This window comes from Enterocloster sp. 210928-DFI.2.20 (assembly GCF_020554465.1).
Lineage (GTDB): Bacteria > Bacillota > Clostridia > Lachnospirales > Lachnospiraceae > Enterocloster > Enterocloster bolteae.
In genome coordinates this window covers 60,839-77,011 of the sequence record NZ_JAJCHK010000007.1, presented here as the reverse complement: position 1 = coordinate 77,011, position 16,173 = coordinate 60,839, and the positions used below count along the sequence as shown (strand labels likewise).

Annotated in this window: 17 protein-coding genes and 1 riboswitch; all 17 genes read right to left on the bottom strand. The window is 49.0% G+C overall.

Going from position 1 to position 16,173, the window contains the following annotated elements:
• Positions 1-12: 12 nt before the first annotated feature.
• On the bottom strand, positions 13-1,749 hold the full coding sequence (locus LI015_RS08955; protein ID WP_227124609.1) for a carboxypeptidase regulatory-like domain-containing protein: 1,737 nt from the start codon (positions 1,747-1,749) through the stop codon (positions 13-15).
• A gap of 134 nt (positions 1,750-1,883) precedes the next feature.
• Positions 1,884-2,492: a hypothetical protein gene (locus tag LI015_RS08950; protein ID WP_002565524.1), complete on the bottom strand. Its 609-nt coding sequence runs from the start codon at positions 2,490-2,492 to the stop codon at positions 1,884-1,886.
• 156 nt (positions 2,493-2,648) lie between these two features.
• Positions 2,649-3,269: a signal peptidase I gene (locus LI015_RS08945; protein WP_002565525.1), complete on the bottom strand. Its 621-nt coding sequence runs from the start codon at positions 3,267-3,269 to the stop codon at positions 2,649-2,651.
• Positions 3,266-3,442, bottom strand: a complete 177-nt coding sequence (locus tag LI015_RS08940) for a hypothetical protein (protein WP_002565526.1) — start codon at positions 3,440-3,442, stop codon at positions 3,266-3,268. Before LI015_RS08940 ends, LI015_RS08945 begins: the two co-directional genes overlap by 4 nt.
• Before the next feature lie 134 nt (positions 3,443-3,576).
• Positions 3,577-3,662, bottom strand: a riboswitch (cyclic di-GMP riboswitch).
• 280 nt (positions 3,663-3,942) lie between these two features.
• Positions 3,943-4,788 carry a tyrosine-type recombinase/integrase gene (locus LI015_RS08935; RefSeq protein ID WP_002565527.1) on the bottom strand — a complete coding sequence of 282 codons (846 nt, stop codon included), beginning with the start codon at positions 4,786-4,788 and terminating at the stop codon, positions 3,943-3,945.
• A gap of 410 nt (positions 4,789-5,198) precedes the next feature.
• Complete coding sequence (locus LI015_RS08930) at positions 5,199-6,245, bottom strand: serine hydrolase domain-containing protein (protein ID WP_227124607.1); 1,047 nt, start codon at positions 6,243-6,245, stop codon at positions 5,199-5,201.
• Between the two features lie 118 nt (positions 6,246-6,363).
• On the bottom strand, positions 6,364-6,855 hold the full coding sequence (locus LI015_RS08925; protein ID WP_119205704.1) for a GNAT family N-acetyltransferase: 492 nt from the start codon (positions 6,853-6,855) through the stop codon (positions 6,364-6,366).
• Between the two features lie 283 nt (positions 6,856-7,138).
• The gene (locus LI015_RS08920) at positions 7,139-8,632 is read right to left on the bottom strand and encodes an IMP dehydrogenase (protein WP_002565530.1); all 1,494 of its coding nucleotides are present in this window, start codon (positions 8,630-8,632) and stop codon (positions 7,139-7,141) included.
• 175 nt (positions 8,633-8,807) lie between these two features.
• The gene (dcd, locus tag LI015_RS08915; RefSeq protein ID WP_002565531.1) at positions 8,808-9,332 is read right to left on the bottom strand and encodes a dCTP deaminase; all 525 of its coding nucleotides are present in this window, start codon (positions 9,330-9,332) and stop codon (positions 8,808-8,810) included.
• Positions 9,333-9,485: 153 nt separating this feature from the next.
• The gene (locus LI015_RS08910; protein WP_118018513.1) at positions 9,486-10,187 is read right to left on the bottom strand and encodes an HAD family hydrolase; all 702 of its coding nucleotides are present in this window, start codon (positions 10,185-10,187) and stop codon (positions 9,486-9,488) included.
• Positions 10,188-10,198: 11 nt separating this feature from the next.
• Positions 10,199-10,612, bottom strand: coding sequence for a cupin (locus LI015_RS08905; RefSeq protein ID WP_118018515.1), 414 nt, complete (start codon positions 10,610-10,612; stop codon positions 10,199-10,201).
• Positions 10,613-10,719: 107 nt separating this feature from the next.
• A complete protein-coding gene (locus LI015_RS08900) occupies positions 10,720-11,607 on the bottom strand; it encodes a fructoselysine 6-kinase (RefSeq protein ID WP_002570603.1) in 888 nt (295 codons plus the stop codon).
• An 18-nt stretch (positions 11,608-11,625) separates the two neighbouring features.
• Positions 11,626-12,414, bottom strand: a complete 789-nt coding sequence (locus LI015_RS08895) for a PfkB family carbohydrate kinase (protein ID WP_117626875.1) — start codon at positions 12,412-12,414, stop codon at positions 11,626-11,628.
• A gap of 3 nt (positions 12,415-12,417) precedes the next feature.
• Positions 12,418-12,858 carry a secondary thiamine-phosphate synthase enzyme YjbQ gene (locus LI015_RS08890; RefSeq protein ID WP_002565536.1) on the bottom strand — a complete coding sequence of 147 codons (441 nt, stop codon included), beginning with the start codon at positions 12,856-12,858 and terminating at the stop codon, positions 12,418-12,420.
• Positions 12,859-12,899: 41 nt separating this feature from the next.
• Complete coding sequence (locus LI015_RS08885; RefSeq protein WP_227124605.1) at positions 12,900-13,748, bottom strand: amidohydrolase family protein; 849 nt, start codon at positions 13,746-13,748, stop codon at positions 12,900-12,902.
• Positions 13,749-13,799: 51 nt separating this feature from the next.
• Positions 13,800-15,350, bottom strand: a complete 1,551-nt coding sequence (locus LI015_RS08880) for an FGGY-family carbohydrate kinase (RefSeq protein ID WP_227124603.1) — start codon at positions 15,348-15,350, stop codon at positions 13,800-13,802.
• Positions 15,351-15,363: 13 nt separating this feature from the next.
• Positions 15,364-16,173, bottom strand: coding sequence for a BtpA/SgcQ family protein (locus LI015_RS08875; RefSeq protein ID WP_002565539.1), 810 nt, complete (start codon positions 16,171-16,173; stop codon positions 15,364-15,366).

Genomic DNA, 16,173 nt, shown 5'->3' with positions numbered 1-16,173 from the left:
CCGTGCATGTATCTACGGACCTTCCTGCTGAGCCCATATTTTAAGCCTGACCCTATAATCAAGGTCTGCCTTGCCTGCATTTGTGTCAATCCCGTCCTTTCCGCTCTCATAAGGCCACTGCCACTCCAAAAGATAGGATTTGCTTTCACCTGCACCCAGGCGTACGGTATCACTTTCCGCAGCGCCGCCGTTTTGTGTATCCCACCAATCGGTAAGCGGCTTTCTGTCTTTATATGTAACAATACGGAAACGCATGGGAATGTGTAAGCTGTCTTCCTCAATTGATAGGGTAAAGATAACATGAAAGGAATTATTATTTTCAAGTATAAACGGGTAGCTTCCTTCCGCGCCCGGCAAAAGGGTCTGCACATTTCCCGACAAATCGGAAAACAATTCTATTTCCTGACCTTGTGTCCAGCTCACACGAAAATTCGGAATCGGTCCTTCATCTTTGTCATCTCCGCCGCCTCCGTTATCACCGCCGGTCTCTCCACCGCTGTTTCCGCTATTGCCTCCGCTGCTGTCTCCGCTATTACCTCCGCTGCTGTCTCCACTGCCGCCTCCGCCGCTAATGCCTCCCCCGTCCTTGTCATTGCCTTCGCTGCTATCTCCACTGACGCCGCCGCTTCCCGCATTGCTTTCTCCGCCTTCCCCGGATCCAGGTCCGGCATTAACACCGCCGCTGCCATTCCCAATTTGAGAGGAATCATTACGTTCCGCCGGGTTCGTCCCAGTGTCATAGCCGTTTCCTGATACACTTTCATTCGGTCCGGCGGGATTACCATGTGTATTTGAATCTGGACCACTTGTACCTGTCCCGATAGGCGACACCTGATTATCACCGGATATAACAACACCACCTGCTCCCGGCTGTCCGCGCAGCCCATCTGGTGTAAGGATTACGGTTCCATTCTCGTTCCTCTCAATCATCGTTTCTCCCGGAAGTAAAATATTCCCATTTTCCAGCAGTTTGGTCCCATCAGGCAAAGCTGCATCCTGTTCCGGGTAAATCACCTGGTTTTCCGGGGTCAAAAGAGCGATCCCCAAAGGTCCCTCACTTGCCGGCGCAACCACAGTTTTGTCTGCTGTAATCACCAGACCGCCTGGTGTGACAAGTGTTCCCTCCCAATAATACGCTTCCCCTGTTGGTGTCACAAGACGGCCGTCTGATGTCAGGTAGGTCAATTTCTCCGGATTAATATACAATGAGTTATTCTTTTCATCCAGCTCGATTGCCACCTCCATCAGCCTGACATCGACTGCCACCTCAATGGTATACTGCCCGTTTTGCTGCAGGCTGACATTGACTCCTGATTCCGCCTGAGCCGAAAAAAGGTTGACTTTCCGTTCTCCCAAAACATTACCCGTACGGTCCAAAATACGAATCTGGTGCTCCCCGCCTTCCACATGAAAAAACGTAAAGCTCCCGTTTGTGTCCGTAACGGTTTCCCTTGGTTCACTGTGAAGCTGAACCCTCCCCTGAGCATAGGGCCTGCCATTGGTATAATTAATTTTTCCTGCCAGATGAAATATCTGCTGCATCTGCTGCTCTGCTGCGTCTCCATCAGGTGTCAGAAGTATTGTGTCGATTCTCCTGCCTGATGATTCGGGAAATGCAGATCTGCCGAGAATATATCCCGCCGCACAGGAGGACAAAAGCATAAGTACAAATAACAACAGTAACGGAATCCATTTATGATTCCCTGTCTTCTTTTCAGGAGCAAATCTATTTCCATGTTTTTTTATCATATTTGCCTTCTCCTCTGCTGATAACCGCCGTTGATATTCGGTCTATGAGAAAAAACGCGGCGACTTGCCACGTTCTTTCTCTTAGGCTGAATACTCTGAAACATCCTGCCTCCGGCACAGGGAGGCGGAGTTAGTTACGCTGTTGGAGCTGTTGTTTCCGTTGGTTTTGTCTGCGTACCGGTGGCTTTAATCTTCAGCTTCCAAGACTTTCCTGCATACTTATTGTCGTTTTTATCTGCTTCTGCGGTATCTGCGCTGCCATAATCCCATTTCCAGCTGACGGTAATGGTCCTTTTCATAGCATCGTCTCCTGCTGCATGCTCAATTTTTCCTTCTATTTCATTGCCCAGACTATAATCTGTACCATCAACCTGGAACACCAAATCATCCGGTAAATCCGGCGTATCCGGCTCAGATGACTTGTCAATTGTAACAATATAATCAATACCCACATCACTGCCCGTTCCGTCCAGCACAATGTCAAATGATCCCTGTGTTCCCGGAGCAATGACATTATCACCAATCGTTTCCCCCTTATAGGCAGTTCTTCCCATATCAATTGAACTTAGCGCAGCTCCATTATTTCCGGTTGCCTTAAACTCCCAGGCAGCCACTGTTGCCTCTGCTTCGCCTTCTACCTCAGTAACAAACTTTGCCAGTGTCCCCCCTGTCAGACAGGTTGTCATCAGAGTCAATACCAAGGCTAATGCACCAAGACGTGCTACATAAGATTTTTCTCTCATATGTATTGTCCTCTCTTTCATTTCAAACTGGGAACCATATATAACAGCCCAGACATGGTTCCCAAGTGTCTGAATCGCTGCACCCAGGTATTCCTCCTGGTTCTATAACGGCTTTTCTCACACTGTGCCTGTGAAATCAGCCGGTGCATCCTAATTTCACTTACTGTCCGGATCTCCCTTTTCTCTGGACCTGTATTCTCTCAATTCTGCCTCCAGAGCAGCCCTGTGTTCTGCCTCCTCCCTGTCAAGGCGCCTTCTTCTCCAGATATCCCACAGAATAAACAGGCACAACGGGCATATCATAAACAGAATCATTCCGGCTGCAGACTGCATGAACATAATCCCACTACCCATCCCGGGAATTTTACCTCCGCGCCAGATTCCCTGTACCTGGTCCGCGCTTACGGCCTGCCGGTCTGCTGTATTGTTCCCGTCGCCCTGCGTGACATACCGTACCTGCCCATCCTCTCCCTCCCGAATTCCTACAATCCTGTGTGTAATGGCCTGGCCGGAGTCCAGATAACAGATCACGTCACCTGTTTGAAGCCGGGCCGGATCCGTACTATGTAAAAATATCATATCCCCTGTCTGTATCACCGGCTCCATGGAGCCGGACAGGACAATAACAGGTTTTATACCAAATACTCCCGGCATCTCACCGGGCTTTGTGTAGGTGCTGATAATCAATGTCAGGTTTATAAAAATCACCGGTATAAAGATAACGCACAATATCCCGCCCATAACGGACCGGACTGAGATCTTCCTGTCTCTGCTCATTTGCCTTCCTCCTTTGAAGAAATGTCATGCTGCAGCTTCTGCCTGAGCCGGAACATCTCCCGGCAGGACTCTATATAAGCCATGTCATGTTCCTGTGAATCCCCTCTTTTCTCTTCCGGAGCAGCCCCATTTGTAAACACATTCACAATAAACTGGTTCCTATCATGTTCCATTTTCCTATGCGCCTCCCCCCAATGCTCAGCCCCGTCCACTCCATGGTCCCGGATCTAAGGAGGGCGGCATATCAGGATTAAGTAAAACATACAATAATAAAGCCTGCGCTGCATACACAGGCCGGCTTCACAAATCATGCAGCTGGCTGACACCTCTTTTTAGAGAGAAATCCCTGTAGCTTTGCGTCACTAGCTTTCACCAGTTTTGCTAATTATTTTTTATATCATTGGTTTTCTTAAAAGCTGCGTCTGCTGAGGATATCACATAATATACATTATGTAATAGACTTCCGATGAAAAGAATAAAAAAGCTTTCATCGGGAACCTTTGCTATATCCAAATTTAACTCTGCTCATGTGTTTTGGGAAAAATAATGAAAAGTCAGAGGCCAGAAACTGGAAAACTATTGAAAAAAGCTGACTTTAGATGCATAATAAAAACGGGATGAGGATATCCATGTTAATGACCATGACATAATGTATATTATGTTCTGGTCATTTTTATATCAGCAGGCACATCCTTGACAATACACGGGCATGCTCCTCTTCACTGGTAAATGTGTAAATTCTGGTATACTCAATATTGGAGTGGCCCAGGATATCGGCCAGATGCACGATATCCTTCTGCATCCGGTAATAAGTAACCGCGAACAGATGGCGCAGATTATGCGGAAAAACTTTTTCCGGGCTGACCCCGGCCTCTTTGCACAATGCCTTCATTTCTGCCCATACATTACAACGGTTAACCGGTGTACCATTTTTGGTGACAAAAACAGGTCCGGAGTAGATTCCATTCTGTCTGCAGTATTGGAGCAGGCATTTTTTCAGCTTCTTTGGCAGAAAGACTACGCGCTCCTTGCCTTTGTTGTAAATAGTGATTCTTCCTCTCTCCAGCGCCTCCCTAGTGATAAAACGGTGCTCGCTGACACGGATACCGGTACTGCATATTGCCTGGATCATAAGAAACAGGCGGCTGCTTGATTTTGCCTTTGCAGCCAGGATCAGCCTGTTATATTCCTCTTTTGTCAGCTCTTTATCCTTTTTCCGAAATGGATTTCTCTGTATCTTAAATAGTTTTACCTGACAGTCCTTTTTTCCGATAAAATCCAGAAAACGATTTACAGATACCAGCATGCTGTTGGCGCTTGTTGTTTTGTATTTCCCAATGATTGCCTGCTTATATCCAACCACCACTTCTTTTGAAATCTCTTCACGGTCAGACAGCCATGATAGGAAAGCCAGGACATCCCTTCCATATTTTTCAATGGTTGCAGCGGAACGTTCTTCCTCCAATAGATAATTTCGAAACAGACATAGTTTTTCCTGAAATTCGCCATATATATTCATACGTTTCTTTCTCCTGTCATTTTTTGTGCCATTCTGTATTATCCTAACATAAAGGAATGTCCATGGGGAAGGTAGGGGTATTTTACAATTTATGGTATTTTAGCATATATTTTTTGTAATGCTTTCATATGTTAGTTTTATAGGTCCTGGGGCATTTTGCGCCCTTTTAGGACATAAAAAAACCAGTTCACCCTAATGATGAACTGGTTGATACCATTGGCCGGTATCTGCCGTGCCTTTTTCACTACAGCCTATAGCTGAAAACATGCTGAGGATTCCGCCGCTGCTGCGTTGAGCCTTTGTTCTATGTGAATTGCACCTACCATTTAATTTGTATACTTACCCTTTCTCACATCCCAACCAGCTCCAGCGGGCACGTATACTCTTCCCTGATTTTCATATGCCCCGTCTCACACCCTGTTTTCCTCAACAGCCGGCAGTATATAATCCCTGACCAGCAGCCACCTGTTCTTCGCCTCCGGCACAAAACCGGACGCAATCGCCGCCACCAGGTTCCTGTCAGGAACCCAGCAAATCATGTTTCCTCCATCTCCCATGGCGGCGTGGACAGCCACTCCTTTTTTCTCAAACTGCCACCACATATAACCATAGCGGCTGAAGGTTCTCTTCACAGACTGACGGACCCATGATTCTGAAATGATACGCGCTCCATTCCACCTGCCCATGTTCAGATACAGAAGGCCGAGCCGAGCCATATCCCTGGGAGTCATGGTCAGCCCCCATCCGCCTGCGGTGACGCCGTCAGGATCGTGCACCCACCCCCTGACTCCTTCCCCAAACAGACTGTCACATGTATAGGTTTCCATGGGATAATCCGGAATCACCGTCATTCCAACAGGCTCAAACAGATAGCGGTTTGCAAATTCTCTGGTACTCATCCCAACCGCCCGCTGTAAAACCGCGGACAAAAGATGGGCTCCTGCCGTACAATATTGGAAATGCCTGCGGGGTTTATCGGTTTCCCTCTCATCCCTCATCATATCCAGGGTGAATCCCACCCAGTCGGGAGATGTACACAGCTGTTCCAAGGGTTCCTTCCATTCCTCAAAAGCATAGGGCACCGTCATAGTCAGCAGATTTTCAATGGTCACATTCCCGCAGTTCCTGTTATGTGTTTCCGAAACATACTCCGGTAAATACTCCATTATCCTCCGGCTGACAGACGGTATATATCCCTTGTCCACCGCAATGCCCGTCAACGCGGACAGCACGCTCTTAGTCACCGATGCCACATGGACCGGAACATCCGGTCCAAAGCCATGAAAGTACTCCTCACAGACAATACAGCCATTTCTGACCACCACGATGCCATTGGTATTTGCGTATTCTGATGTGATAACCGAACGCAGTTTTTCAGGTAATGCCCGGTCCATGCCCTGCTCCCCGGGATCTGTTGTCCGCCACTCCGGGACAGGCCAATTTTCATTTTGCATCATATAAGCTCCTTCACGTTTATAGGTACACCGGTGTATGAAAAAAGCATATAATGATTAAAAATGAAAAGCAAGAACATTTTTAAAAATGATAACAGGATACTATATAAGGCACTGCACGTCACAGGACATGATAATGGGGAATGATGTCCTCATAACTCCCATCCTTCATAAGGAATCCTCCTGGTATCACGCCCAACTGTGTAAATCCAAGCTTTTCATACAGATGGAGCGCCGAAGCATTACTCTTCACCACAGCGTTAAACTGAAGTATCCTGAATCCCAGCTTTTTCCCCTGCTCCATGCAATGCTTCACCAATGCCTCTCCGATATGGTGTCCCCGCAGCTGGGATTTAACCGCGTAGCTGGCATTGCAGATATGGCCGCAGCGCCCCACATTATTGGGATGGAGAATATACAGTCCCACGATTTCTCCTCCCCCACCGTCATACGCAATCCCTGTAAATGACTGCTCTGAAAAAAAACGGTTCCCTGTCTCTGCCGTAAGAAGCTCCAGCTGCGGAAATGCCGCTCCCTCCTCCACAATATGGTTCCATATCCTGACTGCATCTTCTGCGTCCGCCTCTGTATACTCCCGTATCCTGATATCCATATCTGTAAAATCCCCTTTCCTCTATGTAAAATCATTTTCCATTCTTCTTAAACCCTTACTCCGTTACTATAAACAATTGCAGGCGGAAAATCAAGGCACTCAACTCTGTTTTGCGGCATTGACGGTATTCTGAATGACGTTAAGAATGTCCTGTTAACATTTTCTAATACCTGCCAGTTGTTCAAAAGGACTGCGGCAACAATCCATTGCAGCAGTCCTCTTAACTTTTGTTTTTTATTTTCAGTTTTCTGTTCTTCAGCCTTTATCTCTCAGCTTCTGTCTTTTATCTCTTATCCCTCAGCATAACATCATGTGCCCCGCCTTCCACAATACTGGTGGAAGATACCAGGGTGATTTTTGCCTTCTCCTGGAGCTCCGGAATGGTAAGCGCCCCGCAGTTGCACATGGTGGAGCGCACCTTGCTCAGAGTGAGGTTCACATTGTCCTTAAGGCTGCCGGCGTATGGAACAAAGGAGTCCACGCCCTCCTCAAAGGACAGCTTCTTATCCCCGCCCATATCATAGCGCTGCCAGTTCCTGGCTCTGGCGCTGCCTTCGCCCCAGTATTCCTTCATGTAGCTTCCATTGACATTCACCCTCTTGGTAGGGCTCTCGTCAAATCTGGCAAAGTACCGTCCCAGCATGATGAAATCAGCGCCCATGGCCAGCGCCAGCGTGATATGGTAATCGTGTACAATACCACCGTCCGAACAGATGGGCACGTATACGCCAGTCTCTTTATAATACTCATCCCTGGCCTTTGCCACCTCAATCAGGGCCGTGGCCTGTCCTCTTCCGATTCCCTTCTGTTCACGGGTAATACAGATGGCGCCGCCGCCAATTCCCACCTTGACAAAATCAGCTCCTGCCTCTGCCAGGAACCGGAATCCGTCTCCGTCCACAACATTGCCGGCTCCTACCTTCACCGAATCCCCAAAATTCTTCCGGATGTAGTCAATGGTAATCTTCTGCCACTCAGAGAAGCCTTCGGAGCTGTCAATGCACAGCACATCCGCTCCCGCGTCCAACAGGGCCGGCACACGCTGTTCATAGTCCCTTGTATTGATACCTGCTCCCACCATATACCGCTTGGAGCTGTCAATGAGTTCGTTCTCATTCTTTTTATGGGTGTCATAGTCCTTACGGAAAACCAGGTACACCAGCTCCTGGTTCTTATTCACCAGCGGAAGGCAGTTAATCTTGTGCTCCCAGATAATATCATTGGCTTCTTTCAGGGTAGTGGACTCGTCGGCATAAACCAAATTATCCAGCGTTGTCATAAAGTCCTTTACCTTAGTGTCAGGTCCCATCCTGCTGACACGGTAATCCTTATTGGTGACAATGCCTAACAGCTTTCCGTTGGGCTGTCCGTCCGCAGTCACCGCAATGGTGGAATGGCCTGTCTCCTCCGTGATGGCCAGCACATCTGCCAGCGTCATATCCGGCGATACATTGGAATCACTCACCACAAAACCGGCCCTGTACCGCTTCACCTTGTGAATCATCTCAGCCTGCTTCTCAATGGCCTGGGACCCGTATATAAAGGAAATCCCGCCTTCCTGCGCAAGGGCAACAGCCATCCTGTCATCCGATACGGACTGCATGATGGCAGAAACCATGGGGATATTGATGGATATGTCCGGTTCTGTTCCTTTCTTATATTTTACCAGAGGCGTCTTCAGATTCACCTGGGAAGGGATACACTGGGTGGATGAATAGCCTGGAATCAGAAGATACTCGCTGAACGTGCGGGAAGGTTCCTCAAAATAGAATGCCATGTTATTTCTCCTTTTCAATTTTATATTTATTCTCCGCCGAACCTTGTAACTGGTACTATCATATCATGCCCCCATATCTTCCGTCAATCAATGAGCGGACGTTCTCCGTCATGTATTATCATATACGCAGCAGTTCCAGTCAGAGCGTCTCTTTGCCTGAAGTCCGGCCCGGCCGTCAGTCCATATATACCCGCGACCCGGTGGCACCCTTCTGCCCCTGGTATTTTCCATTGTATGGTTTCAGGGCTGTGTCATCCATTTCCGCAAACACAAGCTGGCCAACCCTTCGTCCTGCCTTCAGCTCAATGGCACATCGGTTTGCATTAAACAGTTCAAGGGTAATCTCCCCCTGAAAGCCCGGGTCCACCCAGCCCGCATTCTGTATGAACAGACCCAGACGCCCCAGGGAACTTCTCCCCTCCACAAAAGCAGTCAGGTTGTCAGGCAGGGAAACATACTCCATGGTTGTGGCAAGCACAAACTGGCCCGGAAGAAGGATGTATGTATCTGTATTTATGGTCTTGTACCTGACCTCATCCTTTAAAGTAATGACTCCCGTGGATAAATCCTCCACAATACTGAAGGTATTTCCCAGACGTATATCCACACTGGCCGGCTGTACCTGCTCTTTATCTAACGGCGTGATTGACAAGGTACCTGCCTCCAGCATTTTAAATAGTGTCCTGTCTGATAAAATCATAGTGTCTCCCTCCCATATTAAGCGTTACTATATTTTATCCCATAACCCCTGCGCCGGCAATATAAATTTACCAATCATTATTCTCCGGCTTCCATGAAAATAAACAGAGCCGGTTTTCCCCAACAGGAAAAACCGGCCCAATCTGCCGTCACTCTATTTACAGGGCATTATTCCGCCCTGCGTTATTCTGTCTTGCATTTTTCTGCCCTGCATTATGTCATCCAGCATATCCTTACACTCATCATATGAATCCACAATCAAATCAGCTTCACTTACATCCTGCTGGATTCCCGAGCCGCGGTACGCCGCCACCCGGGCTCCTGCCAGCCTGGCAGCGTGTATGCCCACAGCGGAATCCTCAAACACAATGCACTTACAAGGCTCCGCTCCCAGATAATCCATTGCCTTTTTATAGCACTCCGGATCCGGTTTGTGGTTGGCGCACATATCGCCGCATATGACAACATCAAACAGCGCGGTCATCCTCATCCGGTTCAGTGCAATCATAATCAGCCGGGTGGAGGTAGAGGTCACCAGTCCTGTCTTCATTCCCCGGCCCCGTATCTCCTGAATCAGGGATACCACCCCCGGCATGGGGCGGATACAGCTGTTTTCGTATGTATTTCCCACCTGCCGGCGCTTTCCTGCCAGGTCCTCTGCCGTGACCTTGACCAAAGACCTGGAAAGCAGGCTCTCGATTCTGGCTTTGTCATTGGTACCGATTAAAGCCTTCCGTTCATCATCCGTCAGTTGGATTCCAAAGGCCGACAGGGCCTTTTCCAGATATGCTGCATTGCTCTCCTCTGTATTTGCAATAACACCGTCAAAGTCAAACAGCACAAACTCCGTTCCCATAGGCGCTCCGTCTACAGTGCGAACAGCCTGCGGGCATTGGTCTGTATGTACGCAATCTCATCCCCGGAAAGGTCGCAGAAATCGCTGTTTTCCATGGAGCAGTTGGAATCCTGGACATACATCATCTTGGTATCCTTCTGGGTGATGGAATAGAACCAGCACTCTGCCGGCACATTATACACCTTCCCCTGCTCCATCAAAGTCAGTTCAATCTTAAACCCGTCATCCGCCTTCGCTGCGGTAATCAGAATCGCCTTTCCCGCTGCCAGAATAAACTGTTCATCCGTAGAATGATGGATTTCCAGGTGGGCAATACCGTCAATGTCATTGTCCGGCTTCCAGTTCTTGATACTGACAAGCCACTTTTCATTTTTATAAACACACAGGATACCTTCACCATTATTTTCATACACATCCGGTCTCATTATCATTTCCTCCTAATTATGAGCACTTAGCGCAGTGGCTGGTTATGAGCACTTAGCGCCTGTTCTTCAGACGCTTACGTGCGATACATGTCACTGGCACCTGGCTCCTATATTTCAGTCCTCCCAAGAACAGGCACGCCGTAGCCAAATGCCCCTTCTTTGGCGCACATTTTAGCCGCAAATGCAGCTCCCCTCTCCATTGCTTCCACCAGTCTTTCCTTCATGCGCTCCTCTGTACCCTCCACCACAGCACCTGTCTGCGAGGTTTCTAACAAAGAGCACAGGAAGGCTGCAAAGTAAGAATCACCTGCGCCCATGGTATCGATCACATCGTCCGCATGGACAGCGGGCGCATACAAAAAACTGTCATCATACAGTACATAGGATCCGTCCTCCCCAATGGTGCCAAGGACCACCTTAACTCCATAGGACTGTACCTTCTTCATCTCCGTTTCCCGCTCCTGCCTGGTCAAATGGGCGCAGGAAAGAATGGCCACCGTGACATACGGGCACACCTTCTCCAGATACGCGTCTGTCCATCTGGTGGAAAAATCATAGGCAATGGCAACTCCGGTTTCTTTAAGACTCTTTAAATCATCTTCGATGTAAGAATTCAAATTAGTATAAATCAGATTAAATTGGCTGATATACGCAAAATCCTCCTCTGTAAAATCATAGCCATACTCCCTGGCGACTCCTCCCTTATTGGAGCCCAGAAATACCCGGTCATTTCCTTTCAGTGTCACCAGGGCAAATCCGTTCTCACCCTCATGGCAGCGGCTATGGCTGTCGTCAATCCCTATCTGCTTCAGTGTATCCCGGACACATTCAGCCACCTGGTCACTGCCGTATTTTCCAAGGTAAGCGGTATAAGCCCCGTTGAGTTTGGCGTACACACATGTATTGACACACTGGCCCCCCGGGTACATCCTGCCTCTGGAAAGGTATTTATCACAGACATTATCTCCCACTGCAATTATTTTGTAATCCTTCATTTCATTTCCCGCTTTCTTTTATTTATATGGATTGAACTGCCGGATGATTTCCGTGGCCCGCTTCTTTCCCCTGTCCATACATTGGGATATGGATTCCCCCAGGCTTACGCCATAGGTAAATGCTGCGATATAGGAATCCCCGGCTCCCACCGTGTTCACCACAGGCACCTTCTCTGCTTCCTTTTCATAGAACCGGTCCCCGTCATAGGCAAGGCTGCCGTGTTCTCCTAACATGGCAATCACAGTACCGGTGCCCTTTTTTCTCACTTTTACCATGAAGTCCCTGATATAGCTGTCGTCCCGGTCATAAGAGAAAAATGCGTAGTCAAGATAGGGCAATATCAGGTCATTGCCCTCCTGCTCCAGCCGTTTGGAAAAATCATACACCCAAATCTGCCCGGGCTGCTTTAACTCCTTAATATAGCGGTCAATCCTGGACCAGCGCTCAGCGTATACAATATCAAAGGATTTCACAAATTCCAGGTCCTCTCCTGAAAGTTCAATCTCCTCCATGGCATTCCCTTCAAAGTGAAGATGCTTCTTATCCCCATCCACAATATCCATGGTGGCCATTCCGGTGGGGCGGTCCGCGCGTTTCAGCACGCGAAGGGCTATTCCCCTCTCCTTCAGGCGTTCTTCCAGAGCCATGGCAAATACGTCATTGCCAAGAATGGTCATCTCCGTCACATCACCGCCCAAATCCCGGTAATTAAGCGCAAAATCAATGCTGTTTCCGGTGAGGTAATACCGGTCCAGCTTATAGTACACATCAATGCAGTTATCTGCCATTGCAATTGCCCGCTTCATGTTCTATTCCTTCCTTTCCCCCACAGCGTATATCATATAATGGCGCATTTTGATTCCGTCGTATTCGCAGAAATAAATGTCCGCTGCATGGCCCAGCTTCAGCTCTCCCCGCACAATGGGAAATACACAGTGATTTCCTGTCAGCAGGGACTTCAGATGACCCGGTGTGTTTCCTCCGATGGTTCCGTATGTGGGCAGGTAATGGTTATGATGGTACGGATAGTCCTCCGGGGCAATGCGGCTTAAGCATTCCATAATGTCTTTTTCCACACAGTCCAGGCTTTCATTGACCGTGATGCCTGTGGTGGTATGCTCCGTGATCACATAGACCAGCCCGTTCTCAATCCCGCTTTCTTCCACAAACGCTCTGACCTCAGGGGTAATCTTAATCATCTCAAATTCCCGGTCCGCGCAGACAGCTGCTTCCTTTAGTTTGAACTCCATCTATCTATTCCTCCAATCCCCAAAGGGTATGCCCGGCATTTTTATGCATGTCCCAAAAACCTGAGGGCATTTTTATAATATATGTTCTCAAGGGTTTCGGAAGAGAACCCCAGACTGTCCAGTCCCCGCTTGCACCGGACAGGCCGGATTCTGGGCGAACCGGAGCCAAACATGATTTTACGGGAAATATTATGCTCCACCCACAGCTCCCCCATATCTTCCTTAAATACCTTATGGTATATCTGGTAAGGGCCGTCAAAATTCATCAGCGCCGTGCTTGTATAACAATTTTCATATTTCAGAAGAAGGGCGGCTGTCTCCTGGACCCAGGGCCATCCCACATGGGTCAGGCAGATATTGATATCCGGATATCTGCAGCATATCTCCTCAAAATCAGCTGGTCTGGAAAACCTTGAAAATGCCTGCTGTTCCAGGCTAAGTCCTGAGTGAAAGATAATCGGCCTGCCAAATTCCCTGCATATGTCATACAGAGGCGTCAATCTCTCATCATAGGGATACATGTGAAGCCTGGCCGTATTGACATACAACCCCTTCAGTCCCAGCTCTCCAAATGCACGTCTGAGTTCATCCGCCCCATCCTTACTTCCCGGATCCGCCGCCGCAAACCCGATAAAAAAATCAGAATCACAGGCTGCCAGCTGCGCTATCTCATCATTGGATATGGCTGGTTCCCCTGTTTTAGATGAATTGTCATCCGGCAGCATGAAAATCTTCTGTATATCGGCCAGGGCATACTGCTTCTTCAGCAAATCCATGTCCGAAGGTCCCATCAGATGATAATTCATCTCATCGCACCGTTTTCTGAATCTGTCCCTGTCCCGGCAGATTGGTCCAAAAAGCGCGGGGCGTATATGCGTATCTATTACCATGTCTGTTGCCTCCCTGTCTATCGCATTTCCAGCACAAAGGAACTGCTCCGGCTATTCCTTATCCATATGCATCCTGTGCATCAGTTCCCTGTTATTCAAATACAAATCCCTGTATATGGGATAGTTTCTCTGATAAAATTCATGGTTTTCCCTGTCCGGTCCAATAATTCTTCCCTCTGGAAGTTTCTCCTTAAGCTGGTGAAAATCCTTTAAACATCCCGCTCCCAGGGCCGCCAGCATGGCATCCCCATAGGAGGAACACTGGAATGTTTCCGGTATATGAAGGGGCATTCCGGTCATATCGCAGATAATCTGCATCCAGACATTATTCTTCGTACCTCCGCCGGCTGTTATCAGGGTATGCGGCGGAAGCCCCATTTCCCTAAACAGCATCAGATGCTGTAACGTGGAATATCCCACAGCTTCCAGCGCCGCCCGGTTGATATGTTTCCTCGTATGACTTCCCTTCAGCCCAAATATCATGCCTGTGGCCAGCGGGTCCTGTATGGGACTACGCTCCCCGTATATGTAAGGCAGAATCATCAGACCCTCTGAGCCGGGCTGAATTTCACCGGCTTCCCCTGCCATAACTGCATATGCATTTTTCCCGCCCTTACGTTCCATTTCCAGCTCTTCCCCATAAAAGGTATCCCGTACCCACCGGGTCAGTGTACCGGCTGCGTTGGTGCCGTCCCCCAGGCAGAACGTGCCTGGTATGGTAAATACCTTTCCGCCTTTTACAGAACCGTTTCCTTCGGAGGATATATAGTCCTGCACCATACGATCCACGCAGTAGTAATAAAACATGGATGAACCATACTGGAAAAATGCAGTTCCCGGTTCTGTCAGCCCCACGCTGATTGCCTCCGATGTGGAATCCCCGGTACCGCAGATAACCGGTGTTCCCTCTGCCAGTCCTGTCTGGGCCGCAGCCTCCCTGGTGACACGGCCTGCCACATCCGTGGAATATGCACAGGCCGCAATCTGGTCCGGCCTGCAGTAAAGTCCGCATTCCTCCTCATTGACCGTTCCGTCCGCCCGGTAAAGAGGCCGGAAGGAACCCTTGGCCAAAAACTGGTCTATCACATACCTGCCTGTCAGTTTTGCCGTGATAAAAGAACTTCCTGTGAGAAATTTATAGGTCCTTCTGTATACCTCCGGCTCATTGTTCTTAATCCACAGTATCTTCGTGGCCGTGTCGCCGGAACAGATGGGATGCCCAAACAGCCTTCGGACATCCCTGCCGTAATGCCTGGTGAGCCACTGTATTTCCTTGTCAGCCCTGGAATCAATGCCGTACAGGATGGCCGGGCGCAGCGGCCTGCACTGCTCATCCACAGGCAGGCAGTCCGTCCCCAGGGTGCTGGCTCCGATACAGCTTATCTGTTCCGGGGCAATACCGCCGGCTTCAATCAGGTGTCTGGATATCCCGCAGAAATCCCCCCACCACACCTTATCTGCATCATGTTCAAACCACCCCTGCCTTGGATGACTCATTCCATGGGCCATGGTATGTTCCGCTGTCACCCTGAAATCTTCCCCTATGAGCATTCCTCTGGATTCATAGGTTCCAATGTCAATTCCCATAAAATATTGTTTCAATCATCACATCTCCTTATGATTCCCCGCGGATCTCTTTGACAATTTCCATAAAATCACGGACCCGTTTTTCATCCACCCGTTGGTTAAAAATACCATCCTTTTTAAAGGCTGATCCAATGCATACAGCATCACAATGTTTCAGCTTTTCCCTTACATTCTGGTGATTGCACCCGGTGTTGCAGAACACCGGAACATTCTTCTGCTTCGCTGCCTCATGGACCCTGGACAGAACCACATCGTCAGGCTCTGCTCCCGCTGCTGCCCCTGATACGCAGAGGCCGTCTGCAAAATCCCCGAACATAATGGACCTGGCCACCACCTGGATATCCCGCTGCACAAGGTAGGCATCCGCCTCTGGATTCACCTTAAACAGGAGCTTAAGGTGCTCCATTCCCAGAGCCTTTCTGTGCCGGACGGCCTCTCCGCTGTTAGAGACATAGACCCCATACTCTCCCATATATGCACCTGAAAAACAGCTCCGCCCAAAGCGGGCGCCTGTTGCCGCCGCCAGGTCAATGGTCGCAATGGGATTCTTTACAACGTTGACCCCAAAAGGAACCCTGATTCTGTCCTTCAGCTTCCCGATTATGTATGCCATGGCAGATATAACGGCAATATCCGCCACCGGCTGGTACGGCAGGCTGAACTCGTTGGCAATAAGAATCCCATCCACGCCTCCATCCTGCAATGCCGTGAGGTCGTGGGCCGCATGGTCCAGCACCACATCCATGTCCCCGCAAAACCCCGGGTCCCCCGGAAGGGCATCCAGATGAAGCAGTGCGATAATGGGCTTATCTGCTCCAAACATGTCATGAATCCACAT

Bases quoted from the DNA above. Each gene is read 5' to 3' on its own strand.
- LI015_RS08885 (WP_227124605.1), bottom strand. From the start codon at position 13,748: ATGGTAATAGATACGCATATACGCCCCGCGCTTTTTGGACCAATCTGC.
- LI015_RS08940 (WP_002565526.1), bottom strand. From the start codon at position 3,442: ATGGAACATGATAGGAACCAGTTTATTGTGAATGTGTTTACAAATGGG.
- LI015_RS08890 (WP_002565536.1), bottom strand. From the start codon at position 12,858: ATGGAGTTCAAACTAAAGGAAGCAGCTGTCTGCGCGGACCGGGAATTT.
- LI015_RS08930 (WP_227124607.1), bottom strand. From the start codon at position 6,245: ATGATGCAAAATGAAAATTGGCCTGTCCCGGAGTGGCGGACAACAGAT.
- LI015_RS08925 (WP_119205704.1), bottom strand. From the start codon at position 6,855: ATGGATATCAGGATACGGGAGTATACAGAGGCGGACGCAGAAGATGCA.
- LI015_RS08955 (WP_227124609.1), bottom strand. From the start codon at position 1,749: ATGATAAAAAAACATGGAAATAGATTTGCTCCTGAAAAGAAGACAGGG.
- LI015_RS08910 (WP_118018513.1), bottom strand. From the start codon at position 10,187: ATGGGAACGGAGTTTGTGCTGTTTGACTTTGACGGTGTTATTGCAAAT.
- LI015_RS08935 (WP_002565527.1), bottom strand. From the start codon at position 4,788: ATGAATATATATGGCGAATTTCAGGAAAAACTATGTCTGTTTCGAAAT.
- LI015_RS08945 (WP_002565525.1), bottom strand. From the start codon at position 3,269: ATGAGCAGAGACAGGAAGATCTCAGTCCGGTCCGTTATGGGCGGGATA.
- LI015_RS08905 (WP_118018515.1), bottom strand. From the start codon at position 10,612: ATGAGACCGGATGTGTATGAAAATAATGGTGAAGGTATCCTGTGTGTT.
- LI015_RS08900 (WP_002570603.1), bottom strand. From the start codon at position 11,607: ATGAAGGATTACAAAATAATTGCAGTGGGAGATAATGTCTGTGATAAA.
- LI015_RS08875 (WP_002565539.1), bottom strand. From the start codon at position 16,173: ATGTGGATTCATGACATGTTTGGAGCAGATAAGCCCATTATCGCACTG.
- dcd (WP_002565531.1), bottom strand. From the start codon at position 9,332: ATGATTTTATCAGACAGGACACTATTTAAAATGCTGGAGGCAGGTACC.
- LI015_RS08895 (WP_117626875.1), bottom strand. From the start codon at position 12,414: ATGAAGCGGGCAATTGCAATGGCAGATAACTGCATTGATGTGTACTAT.
- LI015_RS08920 (WP_002565530.1), bottom strand. From the start codon at position 8,632: ATGGCATTCTATTTTGAGGAACCTTCCCGCACGTTCAGCGAGTATCTT.
- LI015_RS08950 (WP_002565524.1), bottom strand. From the start codon at position 2,492: ATGAGAGAAAAATCTTATGTAGCACGTCTTGGTGCATTAGCCTTGGTA.